General features: G+C 69.3%; 16 protein-coding genes. 6 read left to right on the top strand and 10 right to left on the bottom strand.

The features are described 5' to 3' along the window. Positions 1 to 58: 58 nt before the first annotated feature. From OK17_RS06685 to OK17_RS06645, 9 genes are all read right to left on the bottom strand, one after another. Complete coding sequence (locus OK17_RS06685) at positions 59 to 1,399, bottom strand: bifunctional 3,4-dihydroxy-2-butanone-4-phosphate synthase/GTP cyclohydrolase II (RefSeq protein WP_461416991.1); 1,341 nt, start codon at positions 1,397 to 1,399, stop codon at positions 59 to 61. Beyond that, positions 1,396 to 1,896 (bottom strand): flavin reductase family protein, encoded by a 501-nt coding sequence (locus tag OK17_RS06680; protein WP_461416990.1) that lies wholly within the window; start codon positions 1,894 to 1,896, stop codon positions 1,396 to 1,398. Before OK17_RS06680 ends, OK17_RS06685 begins: the two co-directional genes overlap by 4 nt. Positions 1,897 to 1,979: 83 nt before the next feature. Further along, a complete protein-coding gene (locus OK17_RS06675; protein ID WP_232715585.1) occupies positions 1,980 to 3,071 on the bottom strand; it encodes an LLM class flavin-dependent oxidoreductase in 1,092 nt (363 codons plus the stop codon). A gap of 72 nt (positions 3,072 to 3,143) precedes the next feature. Next, a complete protein-coding gene (locus OK17_RS06670) occupies positions 3,144 to 3,566 on the bottom strand; it encodes a nuclear transport factor 2 family protein (protein ID WP_006866013.1) in 423 nt (140 codons plus the stop codon). 149 nt (positions 3,567 to 3,715) lie between these two features. Beyond that, positions 3,716 to 4,447: an SDR family oxidoreductase gene (locus OK17_RS06665; protein WP_232715586.1), complete on the bottom strand. Its 732-nt coding sequence runs from the start codon at positions 4,445 to 4,447 to the stop codon at positions 3,716 to 3,718. Continuing rightward, positions 4,444 to 5,244, bottom strand: coding sequence for an alpha/beta fold hydrolase (locus OK17_RS06660; protein WP_232715587.1), 801 nt, complete (start codon positions 5,242 to 5,244; stop codon positions 4,444 to 4,446). The genes OK17_RS06665 and OK17_RS06660 overlap by 4 nt, the downstream gene beginning before the upstream one ends. Beyond that, positions 5,225 to 6,400: an LLM class flavin-dependent oxidoreductase gene (locus OK17_RS06655; protein ID WP_232715588.1), complete on the bottom strand. Its 1,176-nt coding sequence runs from the start codon at positions 6,398 to 6,400 to the stop codon at positions 5,225 to 5,227. Before OK17_RS06655 ends, OK17_RS06660 begins: the two co-directional genes overlap by 20 nt. 10 nt (positions 6,401 to 6,410) lie before the next feature. After that, positions 6,411 to 8,057: a long-chain fatty acid--CoA ligase gene (locus tag OK17_RS06650; RefSeq protein ID WP_461416989.1), complete on the bottom strand. Its 1,647-nt coding sequence runs from the start codon at positions 8,055 to 8,057 to the stop codon at positions 6,411 to 6,413. Beyond that, complete coding sequence (locus tag OK17_RS06645) at positions 8,054 to 9,088, bottom strand: LLM class flavin-dependent oxidoreductase (RefSeq protein ID WP_232715590.1); 1,035 nt, start codon at positions 9,086 to 9,088, stop codon at positions 8,054 to 8,056. Before OK17_RS06645 ends, OK17_RS06650 begins: the two co-directional genes overlap by 4 nt. 260 nt (positions 9,089 to 9,348) lie before the next feature. Between OK17_RS06645 and OK17_RS06640 the strand changes: the two genes are divergently transcribed. The 6 genes from OK17_RS06640 to OK17_RS06615 all read left to right on the top strand — a co-directional run bounded on the left by OK17_RS06640 (position 9,349) and on the right by OK17_RS06615 (position 15,411). Further along, the gene (locus OK17_RS06640; protein WP_232715597.1) at positions 9,349 to 9,711 is read left to right on the top strand and encodes a hypothetical protein; all 363 of its coding nucleotides are present in this window, start codon (positions 9,349 to 9,351) and stop codon (positions 9,709 to 9,711) included. Continuing rightward, positions 9,708 to 10,748 (top strand): hypothetical protein, encoded by a 1,041-nt coding sequence (locus OK17_RS06635; protein WP_232715591.1) that lies wholly within the window; start codon positions 9,708 to 9,710, stop codon positions 10,746 to 10,748. Before OK17_RS06640 ends, OK17_RS06635 begins: the two co-directional genes overlap by 4 nt. Next, on the top strand, positions 10,745 to 11,005 hold the full coding sequence (locus tag OK17_RS06630; RefSeq protein WP_232715592.1) for a hypothetical protein: 261 nt from the start codon (positions 10,745 to 10,747) through the stop codon (positions 11,003 to 11,005). Before OK17_RS06635 ends, OK17_RS06630 begins: the two co-directional genes overlap by 4 nt. A 10-nt stretch (positions 11,006 to 11,015) precedes the next feature. Beyond that, positions 11,016 to 12,005, top strand: a complete 990-nt coding sequence (locus OK17_RS06625) for a dienelactone hydrolase family protein (protein WP_232715593.1) — start codon at positions 11,016 to 11,018, stop codon at positions 12,003 to 12,005. A gap of 75 nt (positions 12,006 to 12,080) precedes the next feature. Then, positions 12,081 to 13,943, top strand: a complete 1,863-nt coding sequence (gene glmS / locus OK17_RS06620) for a glutamine--fructose-6-phosphate transaminase (isomerizing) (protein WP_232715594.1) — start codon at positions 12,081 to 12,083, stop codon at positions 13,941 to 13,943. 10 nt (positions 13,944 to 13,953) lie between these two features. After that, on the top strand, positions 13,954 to 15,411 hold the full coding sequence (locus OK17_RS06615; RefSeq protein ID WP_461416988.1) for an NAD(P)H-hydrate dehydratase: 1,458 nt from the start codon (positions 13,954 to 13,956) through the stop codon (positions 15,409 to 15,411). On the opposite strand, the gene OK17_RS06610 is transcribed toward OK17_RS06615, so the two are convergent. Continuing rightward, positions 15,368 to 15,844: a hypothetical protein gene (locus OK17_RS06610; protein ID WP_461416987.1), complete on the bottom strand. Its 477-nt coding sequence runs from the start codon at positions 15,842 to 15,844 to the stop codon at positions 15,368 to 15,370. The two genes, OK17_RS06615 and OK17_RS06610, sit on opposite strands and share 44 nt — an antisense overlap. Positions 15,845 to 15,915 lie beyond the last annotated feature (71 nt).

Here is a 15,915-nt window from a genome sequence, read left to right as displayed (position 1 = left end):
GGCCTCCTCACCGACAGCTCATGATGAACCTCACAGTAGCAACGTCGTGTGAGTCGGTTCATGCACCCGTCGTCCCGGTCATGGCCTCTCCGAGACGGACCTCACCGGCGCCGGCCTCCCCGAACGCGGGGTCACCGGACAGGACATGGCCCATCCGCTCCTTCTTGGTGCGGAGGTACCGGACGTTGTGCGGGGTGGAGACGGTCGGCAGGCCGACGCGCCCGACGATGTCGAGGTCGTGGCCGCCGAGTCCGCCGTATTTCGCGGGGTTGTTGGTGATCAGGCGGACACGGCGGATGCCCAGGTCTTTCAGGATCGCCGCGCCGGTGCCGTAGGTGCGCGAATCCACCGGGAGCCCGAGTGCGGTGTTGGCGTCGACGGTGTCGAGGCCCTGCTCCTGCAGGGCATACGCACGGATCTTGTGGCCGAGTCCGATACCTCGGCCCTCGTGTCCGCGCAGGTAGACGACCGCTCCGCAGCCCTCCGCCGCGATGGCCGACAGCGCCTGCTCGAGCTGCGCACCGCAGTCGCAACGAAGTGAGCCGACGATGTCGCCGGTCAGGCATTCGCTGTGCACCCGCACCAGCGCACCCTCGGCGGTGGCGCCGGCGGCGGCCACGTCGCCCATGACGAGGGCCAGGTGTTCGGTGTCGTCGATGTCCGAGCGGTAGGCGACCGCGCGGAAGTCGCCGAAGAGGGTCGGCATCGCCGCGGTGGCCATCTGGTGGACGAACGAACCGGCGGCGGTCCGGTGGGCCACGAGGTCGGCGATGCGCAGCACCGGCAGGCCGTGATGGTCGGCGAACTCGAGGAGGTCGTCGCCGCGCCGCATCGTCCCGTCGTCGGCGATGATCTCGCCGATGACCCCGACCTCGCCGGCCCCGGCCATGGTGACCAGGTCGACGGCGGCCTCGGTGTGTCCGGCGCGGGTGAGGACACCGCCGTCACGGGCCTGCAGCGGGAAGACGTGTCCGGGGCGGCGCAGTTCGCCGGCCGCAGTGCTGTCGGAGGCGAGCGCCCGGACGGTCAGGGCGCGGTCGTGCGCCGAGACCCCGGTGCCGGCGTCCTTGTGGTCCACGGTGACGGTGAAGGCGGTGCCGTGCGCGTCCCGGTTGTCCTCGACCATCTGCGGCAGTTCGAGCCGGCGGGCACGGTCGGCGGTCATCGGGGCACAGATGATGCCGGTGGTGTGGCGGATCAGGAACGCCATCTGCTCGTCGCTGATCGACGACGCCGAGCAGATGAGGTCGCCCTCGTTCTCACGGTCGTCGTCGTCGACCACAACGACGAAACCGCCTGCCGCCACGGCCGCGACCGCGCGGGCGACGGCCTGGGTCGACGCCTCGGTCGCGATGGGGGTCGGGGCGTCGGGGTCCTGGGGGAGGGTGGTCGTGTTCATCGGGCGACCTCGAATGCTCGGTGGGTGCCGAACACCCGGTCGTGGTAGGTGAGGGGGGCGGTGGAGGTGACGCCGGTCTCGACGATGTTGCCCAGTGCGACAACATGATCGCCGCCGTCGACCAGGGATGCGGTGGTACAGCCCAGCCAGCCGGCGGCACCGTCGAGGCGGGGGAGTTCCGCGGAGTCCGACCAGTCGACACCGTCGAACTTGTCGGCGCCCTTGCGGGCGAACCGCATCGCGACGTCGACCTGGTCGTGGGCGAGCACGTTGACGCCGAATCGTCCGGTGCGGCGGATGATCGCGAGGAGGTCGGAGCCGCGGTCGAGGGAGACCAGGATCATCGGCGGGCCCATCGACAGCGACGTGAACGCGCTGACCGTGGTGCCGTGCGGCCGCCGGTCGTCGAAGGCCGTGATGACCGCGACGGGCGTGCAGACCTTGGCCATGACCTCTCGGAACCCGAGGGCCACCTGGTCGAGAACGGTTTCGTTCACCGATCCTCCTGCGTGATGTGAGGGTTGGAGTCGCTGCGGCGCCGGGGAAGGGGCCGGCGCCGCAGCGATGTTCGGTCGGCGGGTCAGACCGCCGCGGGTGTCTTGGCCTTCATCTTGTGGACCTCGGGGACGACCTTCTCGCCGAAGAGCTTCAGGCTCTTCTCGGCCTCGTCGAAGGGCAGACCGCCGAAGGCGAAGGCCGCGTTGGGGAGGAAGTCACCGATGAGCTCGTGGCGGTAGGCGTACTTCTCGACACACTGTTCGGGCGTGCCGTAGATGTTCGCCTCGACGTAGGCGTCGGCCGCGGCCTCCATGCCGGCCTCACGGATCATGTCCGCACCCGCCTGGTAGGTCTCGTAGCCCTTGGTCTCACGCCAGTGCTTCCCGGCGAAGTCGTAGTGCTTGATGACCGACAGGAAGTAGCGGTTGATGTGCTCGTAGGCCAGTCGGCGGGCTTCCTCTTCGTCCTCGTGGCAGATGACGAAGTCCTGGATGACCGGCGGGCCGGGCTCGACGCCCTGGGCGTCGCGGAACATCTGCTTCCAGCCGTTGATGGCCTCGGCATGCTTCTCGAACGGGAACTGCATGAAGGTCATCATCTGGACGCCGAGGTCGGCGACCACCGGAACCGAGTCGGGCGACATCGCCGCGGCGAAAAGACGTCCGTCCCAAGAGGTGTTCGGATTCGGGGCCGGCCGCAGCGCGATCTCCTTCTGCGGGTACATCGGGCCGTCGCCGGAGACGACGCCCGTGCGGAGTCCGCGCAGCACCATCTCGGCGGCCTCGTTGAAGCGGGCGCGGGCCTCGTCCATCGGGATGCCGAAGGCCTCGTACTCCATCTTCGCCAGGCCGCGACCCATGCCGAGAAGCACACGGCCACCGGACATCTGGTCCAGCATGATGGCCTTCTCCACCACGCGCAGCGGATCGTTCCACGGCAGGATGGTCGCACCGATGCCGAGCTTGACCTTCGAGGTGCGGCCGGCGAGGTAGGACAGGATCGCGAAGTTGTCCGGGCACATCGAGTAGTCGTCGAAGTGGTGCTCCGCCGACCAGACCGAGTCGAAACCGGCCTTCTCCGCCAGTACGCCGAGCTCGAGGTCGCGCAGGAAGACCTCTTCGTCGCTCACGTTCTCGTGGTAGTTCTGGAAGACGAGAAGTACGCCGACATCCATTGCATTGACTCCTTGGTTCAAAAGGGTTGGAGAATCTGGGGGTTGGGGTGTTGCGAATGCGGAGGGGAGTTCTCAGCCGAGGAAGACCGCGCGGGTGTGCTCGGTGTCCAGGAACTCCTTGACCTCGTGGATCTTTCCGTCGCGGACCACGAAGACGAAGTGGTAGAGGTTGTTGTAGACCTTGCCGTTGTTCATCTCCGAGTACGACTCGGTCTCGACCGCCACGCGTTCTCCCTCGGCGGTGAAGGCGAGCGGGGTGAGGGCGATGGCGCCGGTCTTGGTGGTGGCGGAGAGGCCGGCCAGCATTGCGCCGAATTCCTCTTTGTTCTTGGTTCCGGAGATGCCGTCGATCTCCCCGCCCACCCACCAGGTGGCCGTCGGCGCCAGGTAGGACAGGATGGCGTCCACGTCGCCGCGGGAGAACACCTCCATGAATTCCGCGACCAGAGCCTTGTTCTGCTGCTCCGTGCTGACGCTTGCTGTACTGGTTGACACCGATTGGCCTCCTTTTGACCGTCACCCTCCGGGGAAGGCGAGAAACTGTGTGCAACAACGACGTTATGAGTCGATGTGGCCTGAGTCACCCTCGTGTTTCGCGCCTCTTGTGGGTTGTCACAACCGGGCCGAGGCGGCCCGACCCCGTGTCATCGGCCACCGCCGCTGAAGGTGTTCATCAATCCGCCGTCGACGGGCACGATGGCGCCGTACATGTAGGTGGACAGCGCGACATCGACGATGACCTGCGCGATCTCCTCCGGGCGGCCGGTACGACCGGCGGGGATGGACGAGACGATGCGTGCCCGTGCCCGATCGCTGAGTCCGGAGGTCATGTCGGTATCCACAAAACCCGGGATGACCAGGTTGACGCGGATGTCGCGCGGGGCGAGCTCCGCGGCGAGGACCTGGGTCAGGCCGCTGAGACCGGCCTTCGCCGAGCCGTAGGCGACATCGCCCGGGAATCCCCGGAAGCCCACCACCGCACCGACATTCACGATCGACGAACCGGGTTCGAGAATCGGGACCGTGGCCTTGCACATCTCGAAGGCGCCGGTGAGGTTGGTGGTCAACACAAGATCCCAGTCCTCCCGACTCAGGTCGTCGACCCGTCCACCGCGGTGCACGCCGGCGACGTTGATCAGGCCGTGGGCGCCGCCGTGCTCCTCCTTGACGGTGGCCAATGCGCGGGCCACCGACGAGGAATCGGTGATGTCGGTCTTCAGCTCCAGGACCTGCGCCGGCCTGGTGAACGGTGTGGTCGCCACGCCGCGCGCCAGGGAAACAACGTAATCGCCTCGGGTCGTGAGGTTCTCGACGACCGCCCGGCCGATGCCGCGCGACCCGCCGGTGACGATCCAGACCCGGGAACCGGCGCTCATGACTTCAGGAAACCGGTCAGTTCGGCGAGGTAGCGGTCCCGGTCCTCGAGGAACGGGGCGTGACCGCAGGCGTCGAACGGGACGAGCCGAGCACGGGAGTTGAGCTCGAGGACGGCCTCGGCACCGGCGAAGGGGACGAAGGCGTCGTCCCGGCCGTGCAGGAGCAGGATCGGGATGTCGAGCCCGCCGAGCTCCTTGCGCAGGTCGGTGCGGGCGAGGTCGCGAAGCGAGTCGTCCCCGGCCGGGCCCATCTCCAGGAACATTCCCCAGATCCAGTCCAGGACATCGGAACTCGGGGGAGTCGCGCACACCGCGCCGGCCACACCGCGGAAGGTGTCGGCGCGGTTGGCGGCGGCACCTGCCAGGACTCCCTCGACGTCCTCGGTGGAGCCGCCGTAGGGCCAGTCGTCGGTCGCGGTGTAGCGCGGCGACGCACCGCCGGTGAGGACCAGGCCGCCGGCTCGCGAGCCGAGAGCGGCCGCGGCGGCGGTCGCGACGGCCCCGCCGAGAGACCAGCCGTTGATGACGGGGGAATCCAGGCCGAGATGGTCGACCACCTTCACCACATCGTCGGCCATGGTCGCGATCGAGACATCCTCGAAGTCCTTGTCGGAGCGTCCACATGCCCGCAGATCGACGAGCACGACCTCGTGACCCGCGGCCTTGAGCGCGGGGGCGGTGGTGTCCCAGCAGCGGGTGTTGGCGCCCCAGCCGTGGATCAACACGATGGGACGTGCGTCCCCACGGTGGTGCTCGAAGTAGATCCGGCGATCGTTCTCAACCGCGAGATAGCTCATGGACTTCTCCTTCATCGTCGAACTCGATTTCGAAAAACTTGTCGGTCTTGGTGGGTTCCTCGTGCCGCAGAGCACGGGGGACGAGTGGCGGGGCGTCGGCGAAATGGGGGATGACGTGCTCGGCGAGGAGCTCCATCGACCGCACGACGTCGTCGTGGGGCATACCGCCGAACCGCATCCAGCAGATGAGATGGTCGAGACCTGTTTCCTCGCGCAGGATCTCGATCTCGCGGATGAGCCCGTCGGGGTCGCCGACGTAGCAGATGCCGCCTTCGCGCAGGCCGGTCAACGACATCGCGCCCTCCGCCGCGGCCTCCGCCAGGGCCGCGTAGCGTTCGTAGCCCGCCGGCGTCGCGGCACCCTGCGGCACCGCGGACATGACGTTGTCGAAGTACCACTCGAGACTCGGCCGGGCCCGGCGGACGGCCTCCTCGTCGTTCTCGGCGAGGTGGATCTGCCAGTTCATCGGGAAGTCGAGGGACAGCGGGTCGCGACCGCGGTGCATCAGTGTGCGTTTGGCGTTGACGACGAACCCGTTCAGCTCGGGCAGGGTCATCAGGGTCGGCGTCACGAGCATGTTGTGTCCGTGGTCGGCGACCAGGTCGAAGGTCTCGGGACTGATCGACGCCACGTAGATCGGAGGCGTCGGCTGCTGGAGGGGTGCGGGCCGGCAGTCCACGGCGTCGATGTGGAAGTGCTTGCCGTGGAACGTGTACGGCTCGCCGACCGCCTTGGTCCACAGTCCGGTGACGATCTGGAACGCCTCGTCGAAGACCTCCCGGCTGACGTCCTGTTTGTCGGCGACCCCCATCGCACGGAACTCGTGGGGCTGGTAGCCGCGTCCGACGCCGAAGTCGAGCCGGCCGCCGGAGATGACGTCGACCATCGCGAAGTCCTCGGCGATGCGGACCGGCCAGGCGAGTGTCAGGTTGCTGACCGCGATACCGATGCGCATCCGGGAGGTGCGGGCGGCGATGGCCGCCGCCGCGACCTGCGGCGACGGCATCGACCCGTAGGCGCTGCCGTGGTGTTCGGCGAGCCAGACCCCGTCGAATCCGAGGCGCTCGGCGATCTCGACCTGCGAGAGCATCTCCTCGTAGGCCCGCCGAAAGTCCCGGTCCGGACTCTCCAACACGTAGAACAGGCTGAACTTCACACTGTTGACGTTAGGAATCGGCGTGCGTCACGGGAACGGGAGAATCCGCGGCGGTTGTGGGTTCCCACAAGTCGGGGGTCCCGGCCGCCTGTTCGCGGAGTCGCCGTTTGTCGAGTTTTCCGACACTGGTCCGCGGGAGGGCGTCGACGGCGACGATCCGTTCGGGCACCCACCAGCGCGGGACACGCTCGGCGAGCTCGGCCCCCACCGCCTCCACGTCGATACCCTCGTCGCCGACCACATAGGCGACGGGACGCTCCTGCCAGCGCGGATGCGGAACGGAGACCACCGCAGCCTCGTGGACGGCCGGGTGTTCGATCAGGGCCTCCTCCAGCGCGACGGAGCTGATCCACTCGCCGCCGCTCTTGATGAGGTCCTTGGTGCGATCGACGATCGTGAGGTAGCCGTCTTCGTCGATGACACCGATGTCGCCCGTGCGCAACCAGCCGTCGTCGAACTTGTCCGGATGATCGGCACCGTAGTAACCGGTGGCGACCCACGGTCCGCGGATCAGGATCTCCCCGCGGCTGATCCCGTCGTGGGGCATGACCCGGCCGTCGTCGTCGACGAGTTTCCACTGGAGCCCCGGGAGGAGCCGTCCCTGTTTCCGGATGTACGCCCAGCGGCGTTCCGGGTCGTCGTCGGTGGATGCCGGCGGACGGGAGAACGTCGCCATCGGCGAGATCTCGGTCATGCCCCAGCCCTGGAACACCGGGATGCCGAGTGCCTCGAGGTCGCGGATGAGGCCCAGGGTCGGCGTCGAGCCGCCCAGGACCAGCGCGCGGAGGCTGCTCAGGTCGGTTCCCGCGGCCTGCGCATGGGCGAGCAGGTCCACCGCGACTGTCGGCACCATCCCGGTGTAGGTCACCCGCTCGGCGGCGATGATGCCGGCGATGTGTGCGGGTGTGGGATGGGGTCCGGGCAGGATCTGCGACGCCCCGGACATCAGCGCCGCGAACGGGACTCCCCACGCGTTGGCGTGGAACATCGGGACCACCAGCAGGACGCGGTCGCGTTCGGAGATCGCATGTCCGTCGGCCAGGCAGGCCGCCATCGTGTGCAGATACAGGGACTTGTGGGAATATCCAACACCCTTCGGCGCCCCGGTCGTACCCGATGTGTAGCAGAGCACGGCCAGCTCGTCGTCCGCGCGGGCGACGGGTGCCGCGATCGGTTCCGCGGAAGCGACCATCGAGTCCAGAGTCGTTCCCGCCGAGACTCTCTCGTCGTCGGCGTCGATCGGGATCACCGGCATGTCCGGACGCCGTTCGCGAGCGACGGAGAGCAGGTGGTCCAGCGACGGATCGGCGAAGACCATCGCATCGTCGGCATGGTCGACGATGTAGGCGATCTCGTCGGGGGAGAGCCGGATGTTGATGGTGTGCAACACGGCCCCGGCGAGCGGGACCGCGAGGTACAGCTCCAGGTGCCGCCGGTGGTTCCAGGCCAGCGTGCCGACCCGGTCGCCCGGCCGCACACCGCTCGCGACGAGGGCCGACGCGAGCCGCAGGACCCGGTCGGCATAGTCCCGATACGTGTACCGGAAGACCTCGGCGCCGTAGACGTGATCGACGATCTCCTTGTCGCCGAACATGTCTCGTGCCCGGTACAGGAAGTCGGTGATCAACAGCGGGTGCGCCGCCGGAGAGTGGTTCATGCAGGGACCTCCACCGACGATCGTGCGGCCAGGCGGGCCCGGACCTCGGGAACGACCTTGCCGGCCAGTAGTTCGATGCGGGCGCTGCCGCTGTCGATCGACTCGCCGGGCAGCTGCGCCCAGAAGTGCACGTCCTCGATCTGCGGGGTGGCGGTCAGCAACGCGGTGAGCTCGTCGACCGCGGTGGCCGGATCCCAGAGGGTGAACGAGCCCGCGTCGACGAGCTGTCCGGGGTCGGTGAACTGCGGGATGGGACCGAAGGCGCCCATCTCGATGTACTTGTTGATCTGGTAGAGCGCGTGGGTGCCGATGCGCGACCACTCCCGCTCGGGATCGTCGGCGATGATCGTCCACTGACCGGCGAAGATCCGACCCTCGTCACGGGACCGGCCGAGTCGCTCGAGTGCATCCAGGTACGACGCATGATGGACGTTCTGGGTGCTGAGGAATCCGTCGCCGATGCGGGCGGCCCGCTCGATCGCCGGATCGGCCATCGCACCGACCAGGAGATCGGGCGTCGTCTCGGGGGTGGGCGTGACGGGCAGGGCGGGCTTGCGCAGACGTTTGCCGTCGAACGGTTCGGCCGATCCGGACCAGCAGCGGCGCACGATCTCCACGCCTTCCTCGAGCAGGCTCGGGCGGTTGATCAGGCGCCGGTCGAAGGCCTCGAACTCCGGTTCCCAGTAACCCTGTCCGACGCCGAGCGAGAACCGTCCGCCGGTCAGCAGGGACAGCGTGGCCGAGTCCTCGGCGAGTCGGATCGGGTTGTGCAGCGGCGACACGACGAGGTTGGTGCCGATCTTCATCGTCGTCGTCCGGTCGCCGATCGCGGAGGCGAGCAGGAACGGCGACGGGGTGTAACCATCCTCCATGAAGTGGTGCTCGGTCAGCCAGACCGAGTCGATCCCGATCGACTCCGCCCAGGTGATCTGGTCGAGCGTCGCGCGGTAGAAGTCACCGAAACCGCGCGAGTTCCCGGGCGGATTGCGGAAGTCGTACCAGAGTCCGAAGTTGACGTCCGACGTACTCATTGCATGGTCCTTTCACCGACGGTGTGGTCGGTGTCACTCTCGGTCAAGAATGTGACGACGGGAAGGTACCGGGAAGTCGGTCGTTGTCGGAAATCCCAAGGACCCCGCTGCCTGTTCGCGGACGGATGGAACCGAGTGCCGCTCGTGCGCGTCCAAGTTGGCAGGTCGCCGGGCCCGACGGCGGCGTCCGAGGTGGGTACGATCACCGCATCGTCCGCGACCGGGAGGATCGTGGGCGGGAGATGGACGGGGGTGAGCAGATGGGCGGTATCGAGCCGAACCGCATCGCGATGGACGTCGAGCAGGTATCTGCGGTCGCGGCCTACTACCGGCGTTCGTCGCTGGTGCTCGATGCCGTCGCCGACGACCTCGCCGCTCACGACTTCGGCCGGTGGGCGCGCACCGATGCCGGTCCCGACGCGGCGTCGTCGATCAGGCCGTCCGCCGCGACCTACGCCGAGCTGAGCGCGTCGCTGTCGGCCCGTCTCCGCTCGCAGTCACGGGCCGCGGCCGTGCTCGCACAGAACCTGCGCGACTCCGCGAACGGCATGGCCGACGGTGATGCGCAGGCGGCTGAGGAGATCGCACGTGCGACACCGGGGTCCGGGGCGGGCGCGCAGTGAGGCGGGGCCAGGACTCCCTGACCGCCCTGCGGACGGACGCGCAGGACGGCGTCGCCGCACTCACCGAGCTGCTGGCAGCCGGGCGGCTGATGGGCGTACCCGTCCCCGACGACGCCTCGGTCCGGGCCGGCCTCCGGGCGGTCGACGACTTCGACATCACCGCGCTGTCGGCGGACAGCCGGGTTCTGATCTCGGCTCACCGGGCCGTCGCCGAACAGCTGCACCACCTGCCCGAACAGCGGGTGCGGCTCGACGGTTGGCACGGCAGGTCCGCGTCACTCGCGATCGACGCGGCCGTCGACCACCAGCGGCGTGCGGAATCCGACCTCTACCTGCTGCACACGATCACCGACGCCACCTCGGCGGCCGCATCGGGGATCGACCGGTTGCTCCGTACCTTCTACCTGGCGGTCGCCCGGCTGACGGCGCCGAGCACTGCGGCGACACCACCGGCCGAGCTACCTCAGGCCGTGGTGACCGGACGCGTCCCGCTCGACGTCGCGGTCGAGGACATCCGGTCACGGGTCGAGCTGTTCACGACCTCGGTCGACGCCACGCTGCGCGGGATCGCCGGCATCCTCGACATCCTCAACCGGTCCCTCGACGGGATGGACGACGATCCCTACCCCGTCGAGTCCGAGACCGGGCAGCCGAAAGACGGTGACTCCGTCACCCCACCCGGGGCGCAGCCGGTCGAATCGGTCCGTCCGCAACCGGTTCCGGCCGAGCCGCCGGTCGCGCCGACCGAGACGGTGGGTGCGGCGCGGGAGTCCGACGAGCACCGGGAAGGCCAGGACATCCCGTTCCGGCTGAGCGGCGCGCCGTCCGCGGAACCCGATGTCGCGCACACTGTTCCGGGAGTGGAGGCGGCCGGTGCCGTCGAGGGTAGACCGGCGGCCGGTCCCGACGGGGGATCGCCGACGCCGACCCACGTCGTCGTCGACACCCGCGAGGGTGACACCCCATCGACCGATCCCGACACCGACACGACGCCCGAGCGGTCCGCGGGCGACCTGGCCCTGGCCGGTGACCAGTGAGCCTCGCCGACCAGATCGAGGCCCTCGCGCGCTCGGCCACCGCGGAGGTGGCAGACGCCGCGCACCGTTTCTCCGCTGCTCAGCGAGATCTCGACCGTTCGATGGCCGAACACCGGCGCACCGCCGCCGCATCGGAGACCGAACGGTTGCGGGCCGAACTCGAGCACGAGGCCGACGCCGCCGACGCGCTGCCCGGCATCATGCTGCCCGCCGACAAGGCCGACGCCAGTCCGCATCTACCGCCGCCGAACGCATAGGCTGTCTGCTGTGCCAGGCAAGAAGCGTTCGAAACCATCGCAGCCGCCCGCAAAGCTGATGGCCGCGCTCGGCCGTCGGGGACCACACCGGGTCCTGCGCGGCGACCTCGGGATCGTCGGTACACGCGGTGAGGTGTTCACCCCCGCCGGCGGGGAGAGGCTGCCCGCCATCGCCTTCGGGCACGGCTGGCTGTCCCCGCCGAGTCGCTACCGCGACCTGTGCAAGCATCTGGCGTCCTGGGGCATCGTGGTCGCTGTCCCGGCCGACCAGCAGGGCGTTCTGGTCTCCGACGATGCGATGGCCGCGCAGCTGCGCTCGGCGCTGTCGATCGTGACCCGGGTCCGGCTGGGCTTCGGCGAGATCACCGTCGACCCGGCCAAGGTGGGTTTCGCCGGTCACGGATTCGGGGCGTCGGCCGCCGTCATCGCCGCGTCAGGGGGCGTCCTGCACGGTCAGCCGCAGCCCGAGGTCCGGGGAGTGGCCGCGCTGTTCCCGGCGCCGACCACCGCCGGACTCCTGCCCGCTGCGCGCAGCGTCCGTGCGCCCGGTCTGATCGTCTCCTCGATCGGCGAACTCGACACCATCGACGGCAACGCACTCCCGCTCGCGCAGGCGTACGGCGCCGACCACGCCTCCGACGATGAACATCGTGCGGTCCTCCGTACCCCGCCCGGCGCGACGTCGCGCGGCCTCCTCGAACACCGGACGATCGGGGCGCTGTGGGGGAGCAACGGCGCGGACAAGAAGACGCACACCGCCGTGCGCGCCCTGGCCACCGGTTTCCTGCTGCACACGCTTACGCAGGACGCCGAGTACCAGGCGTTCTCCGATCCCGACACCGTTCTCGGCAAGGTGCCGGCCGTCGACCTCGACGACCCGCCGGAGGTGCAGGACCGCATCGCCAAACTGCTCGGCACCAAGGAGCGCAAGCGTCGCCGGGCGGCGTCTCCGGTACCTGCCGCGGCACCGAACGTCGTGGTCCCCAAGACCCTGGAGTGACGCCCCGCACGGTGGCGCGTCGTTCTCCCCGCGCGGGCGCGTTGTTCTCACCGCACGCAGGTACGCTGACTAGCTATGTGTGGAATCGTCGGATACGTGGGGCGGCGCGATGCCCTGGACATCGTCGTCGAGGCTTTGCGACGGATGGAGTACCGCGGGTACGACTCGGCGGGCGTCGCCATCCTCGACGGCGCCGGTAACACCGCGATCCAGAAAAAGGCCCTCCGGATGGAGAACCTGGAGAAGCAGATCGCGACCGTCGGCCGTGAGTCGTTGTCGGGAACCACGGGCATCGGCCACACGCGGTGGGCCACCCACGGCAAGCCGACCGACCGCAATGCGCACCCGCATGCCAGCGACGACGGCAAGATCGCGGTCGTCCACAACGGCATCATCGAGAACTACGCCGAGCTGCGGGCCGAGCTCGAAGAGGACGGCGTCGAGTTCGGGTCGGAGACAGACACCGAGACCGCCGTCCACCTGGTCTCCAAGTACTACGCCTTCGGACCCACCGCCGGTGACTTCGTCTCCAGTGCATATGCGGCACTGCAGCGCCTCGAGGGCGCGTTCACCCTCGTGTTCACCCACGCCGATCACCCGGACACCATCGTCGCCGCCCGCCGGTCGACCCCGCTCGTGGTCGGCGTCGGCCAGGGCGAGATGTTCGTCGGTTCCGACGTGACCGCGTTCATCGAGCACACGCGCGAGGCCGTCGAGCTGGGGCAGGACGAGGTCGTCGTCATCACCGCCGACACCTACACGATCACCGACTTCGACCGGAACGAGCGCGCGGGCAAGCCCTTCCACATCGACTGGGATCTCGCCGCGGCCGAGAAGGGCGGCTACGACTTCTTCATGCTGAAGGAGATCGCCGAGCAGCCCCGTGCGATCGCCGACACCCTCCTCGGTCATCTGCAGAACGGGCGCATCGTGCTCGACGAGCAGCGGCTGACCGACGACGACCTGCGCGATGTCGACAAGGTCTTCGTCGTCGCCTGTGGCACGGCCTACCACGCCGGTCTGCTGGCGAAGTACGCAATCGAGCACTGGACGCGTCTGCCCGTCGAGATCGAGCTGGCCAGCGAGTTCCGGTACCGCGACCCGGTCCTCGACCGGTCGACGCTGGTCGTGGCGATCTCCCAGTCGGGTGAGACCGCCGACACCCTCGAGGCCGTCCGGCACGCCAAGGACCAGAAGGCCCGCGTGCTGGCGATCTGCAACACCAACGGTGCGCAGATCCCGCGCGAATCCGATGCCGTGCTCTACACCCACGCCGGTCCGGAGATCGGTGTCGCGTCCACCAAGTGCTTCCTCGCGCAGATCGTGGCGGCCTACCTGGTCGGACTGGCGCTGGCACAGGCGCGAGGCACCAAGTACGCCGACGAGGTGGCCCGCGAGTTCGCCGCGATCGAGGCCATGGCCGATTCGGTCGCCGAGGTCCTCGGGACCATGGAGCCGGTCCGCGACCTCGCCCGGTCGCTGTCCCACCACAACACTGTGCTGTTCATCGGTCGTCATGTCGGCTACCCGGTGGCGCTCGAAGGTGCGTTGAAGCTCAAGGAGCTCGCCTACATGCACGCCGAGGGCTTCGCCGCCGGTGAGCTCAAGCACGGCCCCATCGCCCTCATCGAGGACGGCCTGCCGGTCATCACCGTGATGCCGTCCCCGGACGGTCGCGCGGTGCTGCACTCGAAGATGGTCAGCAATATCCGGGAGATCCAGGCCCGCGGTGCGCGCACCATCGTCATCGCCGAAGCCGACGACGTCGCCGCCCGCGCCGTCGCCGACGAGTTCATCCCGATCCCGAAGACGCCGACGCTGCTGCAGCCGCTGGTCTCCACGGTGCCGCTGCAGGTGTTCGCCGCCAGCGTCGCCCAGGCCCGCGGTTACGACGTCGACAAGCCGCGCAACCTGGCCAAGTCGGTGACCGTCGAATAGACCGGCACCCATGCCGACCCGGTACCTGACCGCCGACGAGGTCCGCGACGCCGAGCGGGCGTCGGGAGACCTGCTCGCCGACGGGACGCTGATGCGCCGCGCCGCGCACGGCGTCGCGCAGGCCGTCGTCGGCGCGCTGAAGCGGACCGGCGGCTGCTACGGCCGGTCGGTGGGTGTCGTCGTCGGTGCCGGTGACAACGGTGGCGACGCGCTCTTCGCCGCCGCCGAACTCGCCCGCCGCGGAGTCGCCGCGCATGCAGTGTTACTCGCCCCCGACAAGGCGCACCCGGCCGGACTGCGGGCGTTCCGGACGGCCGGCGGCCGGGTCGACGACGCTCTGCCCGCCGGGCTCGACGCCGTCATCGACGGGGTCGTGGGCATCGGCGGCAGGGGACCGTTGCGCCCCGCGGCCGCGGCGGTCTTCGCCGGTCTCGATCCCGAAACCGTCGTCGTCGCAGTCGATCTGCCGTCGGGTGTCGACGCCGACACCGGCGAGGTGCACACCCCGTCGGTCCGGGCCGACGTCACCGTCACCTTCGGTTTCCCGCGTCGTGCGCATCTTCTGGCGGCGCCACGGTGCGGCCGGGTGATCGTCGTCGACATCGGCATCGGTGATCCCGTCGAACCCGATGCGCGGCAAGTCATCTCGTACTCGGATGCCGAGATCGACTGGCCCGTACCGGGTCCCGCGGACGACAAGTACACCCAGGGCGTGGTCGGGGTCATCGCCGGCTCACACCGCTACCCGGGTGCGGCCATCCTGGCCGCCGGGGCCGCGGTCACCGCGACCTCGGGTATGACGCGATACGTCGGTTCGGCGCACGCCGAGGTGGTGTCGCACTTCCCCGAGGTGGTCGCCGCGCCGGACCTCGCCGACGCCGGCCGGGTCCAGGCCTGGGTCGTGGGCCCCGGCATGGGCACCGACGCCGCTGCGACGGCGCTGCTGCGTACCGTCCTCGACTCCGATCTGCCGGTGCTCGTCGACGCCGACGCGCTCACCATCGTGTCGAACGAACCCGGGCTCGTCGCCGGTCGTGCGGCACCGACGCTCCTGACCCCGCACGCCGGTGAATTCGCGCGGTTGACCGGGTCCGAGGTGGGAGCCGATCGGGTGTCCGCGGTCGCCGACCTCGCCGCCCGATGGGGCGTCACAGTTCTCTTGAAGGGCCGGATCACGCTGGTCGCCGATTCGTCGGGGAGAGTCGTCGGCAATGACGCCGGATCGTCGTGGGCCGCGACCGCCGGCGCCGGTGACGTCCTGGCCGGCATCGCCGGCTCACTGCTCGCCGCCGGCCGGTCGCCGCAGGAGGCGGGGGCCTGGGCGGCCCGCGTCCACGCCCGCGCCGCACTGCTGGCGAGCCGGGGAGCCCCGATCGGTGCGTCCGCGCTGCTCGCGGCGCTACGCCCGGCGATCCGGGAATTCGCTACAGGAAGAACAGCAGCGGAGACGCACACCCCGCCGCGCTGATCAGCGTCACGACCGTGAGCATCACCAGATCCGCGATCGGTCCCGGCCGGCTCAGCTCGCCGGCGCCGAGACGTCTCACGAACGACGCGATCAGCCCGACCGCCGCGCCGACGGTCGCGACCACACCCACCACGTACACGACGATCGCCGCGACCACCCATCCGTCCGCGTCGTTCTCGCCCAGCGCCTCGAGGATCGCGACGAAGAACAGGACCCCGCACGCGAACAGGGAGACCCAGGCCAGGCCGTTCGACACCCATGCGATCACCGATTCGCGCAGGCCAGGGGTCCGCCCGGCGGGGACGGCACGGGCGGGGCCGTACACGACCGGGTCCACGGGGACGAAGTCGTCAGGGAACCGGGGATCGGGGAACCGGGGATCGGGGAAACCGGGGCTGGGATGACCGGACACGGGGTTCATGGTGGCGTACATGGTCGCTTTCTGGGGAGGTGAGCAGCACGTGTCACCCAGTCAACTGCGTCCCAGCCGCTGCCACATCGGTG

The sequence above is a fragment of the Gordonia sp. GN26 genome (assembly GCF_054823965.1).
This window is presented reverse-complemented; position numbering and strand designations above follow the sequence as displayed.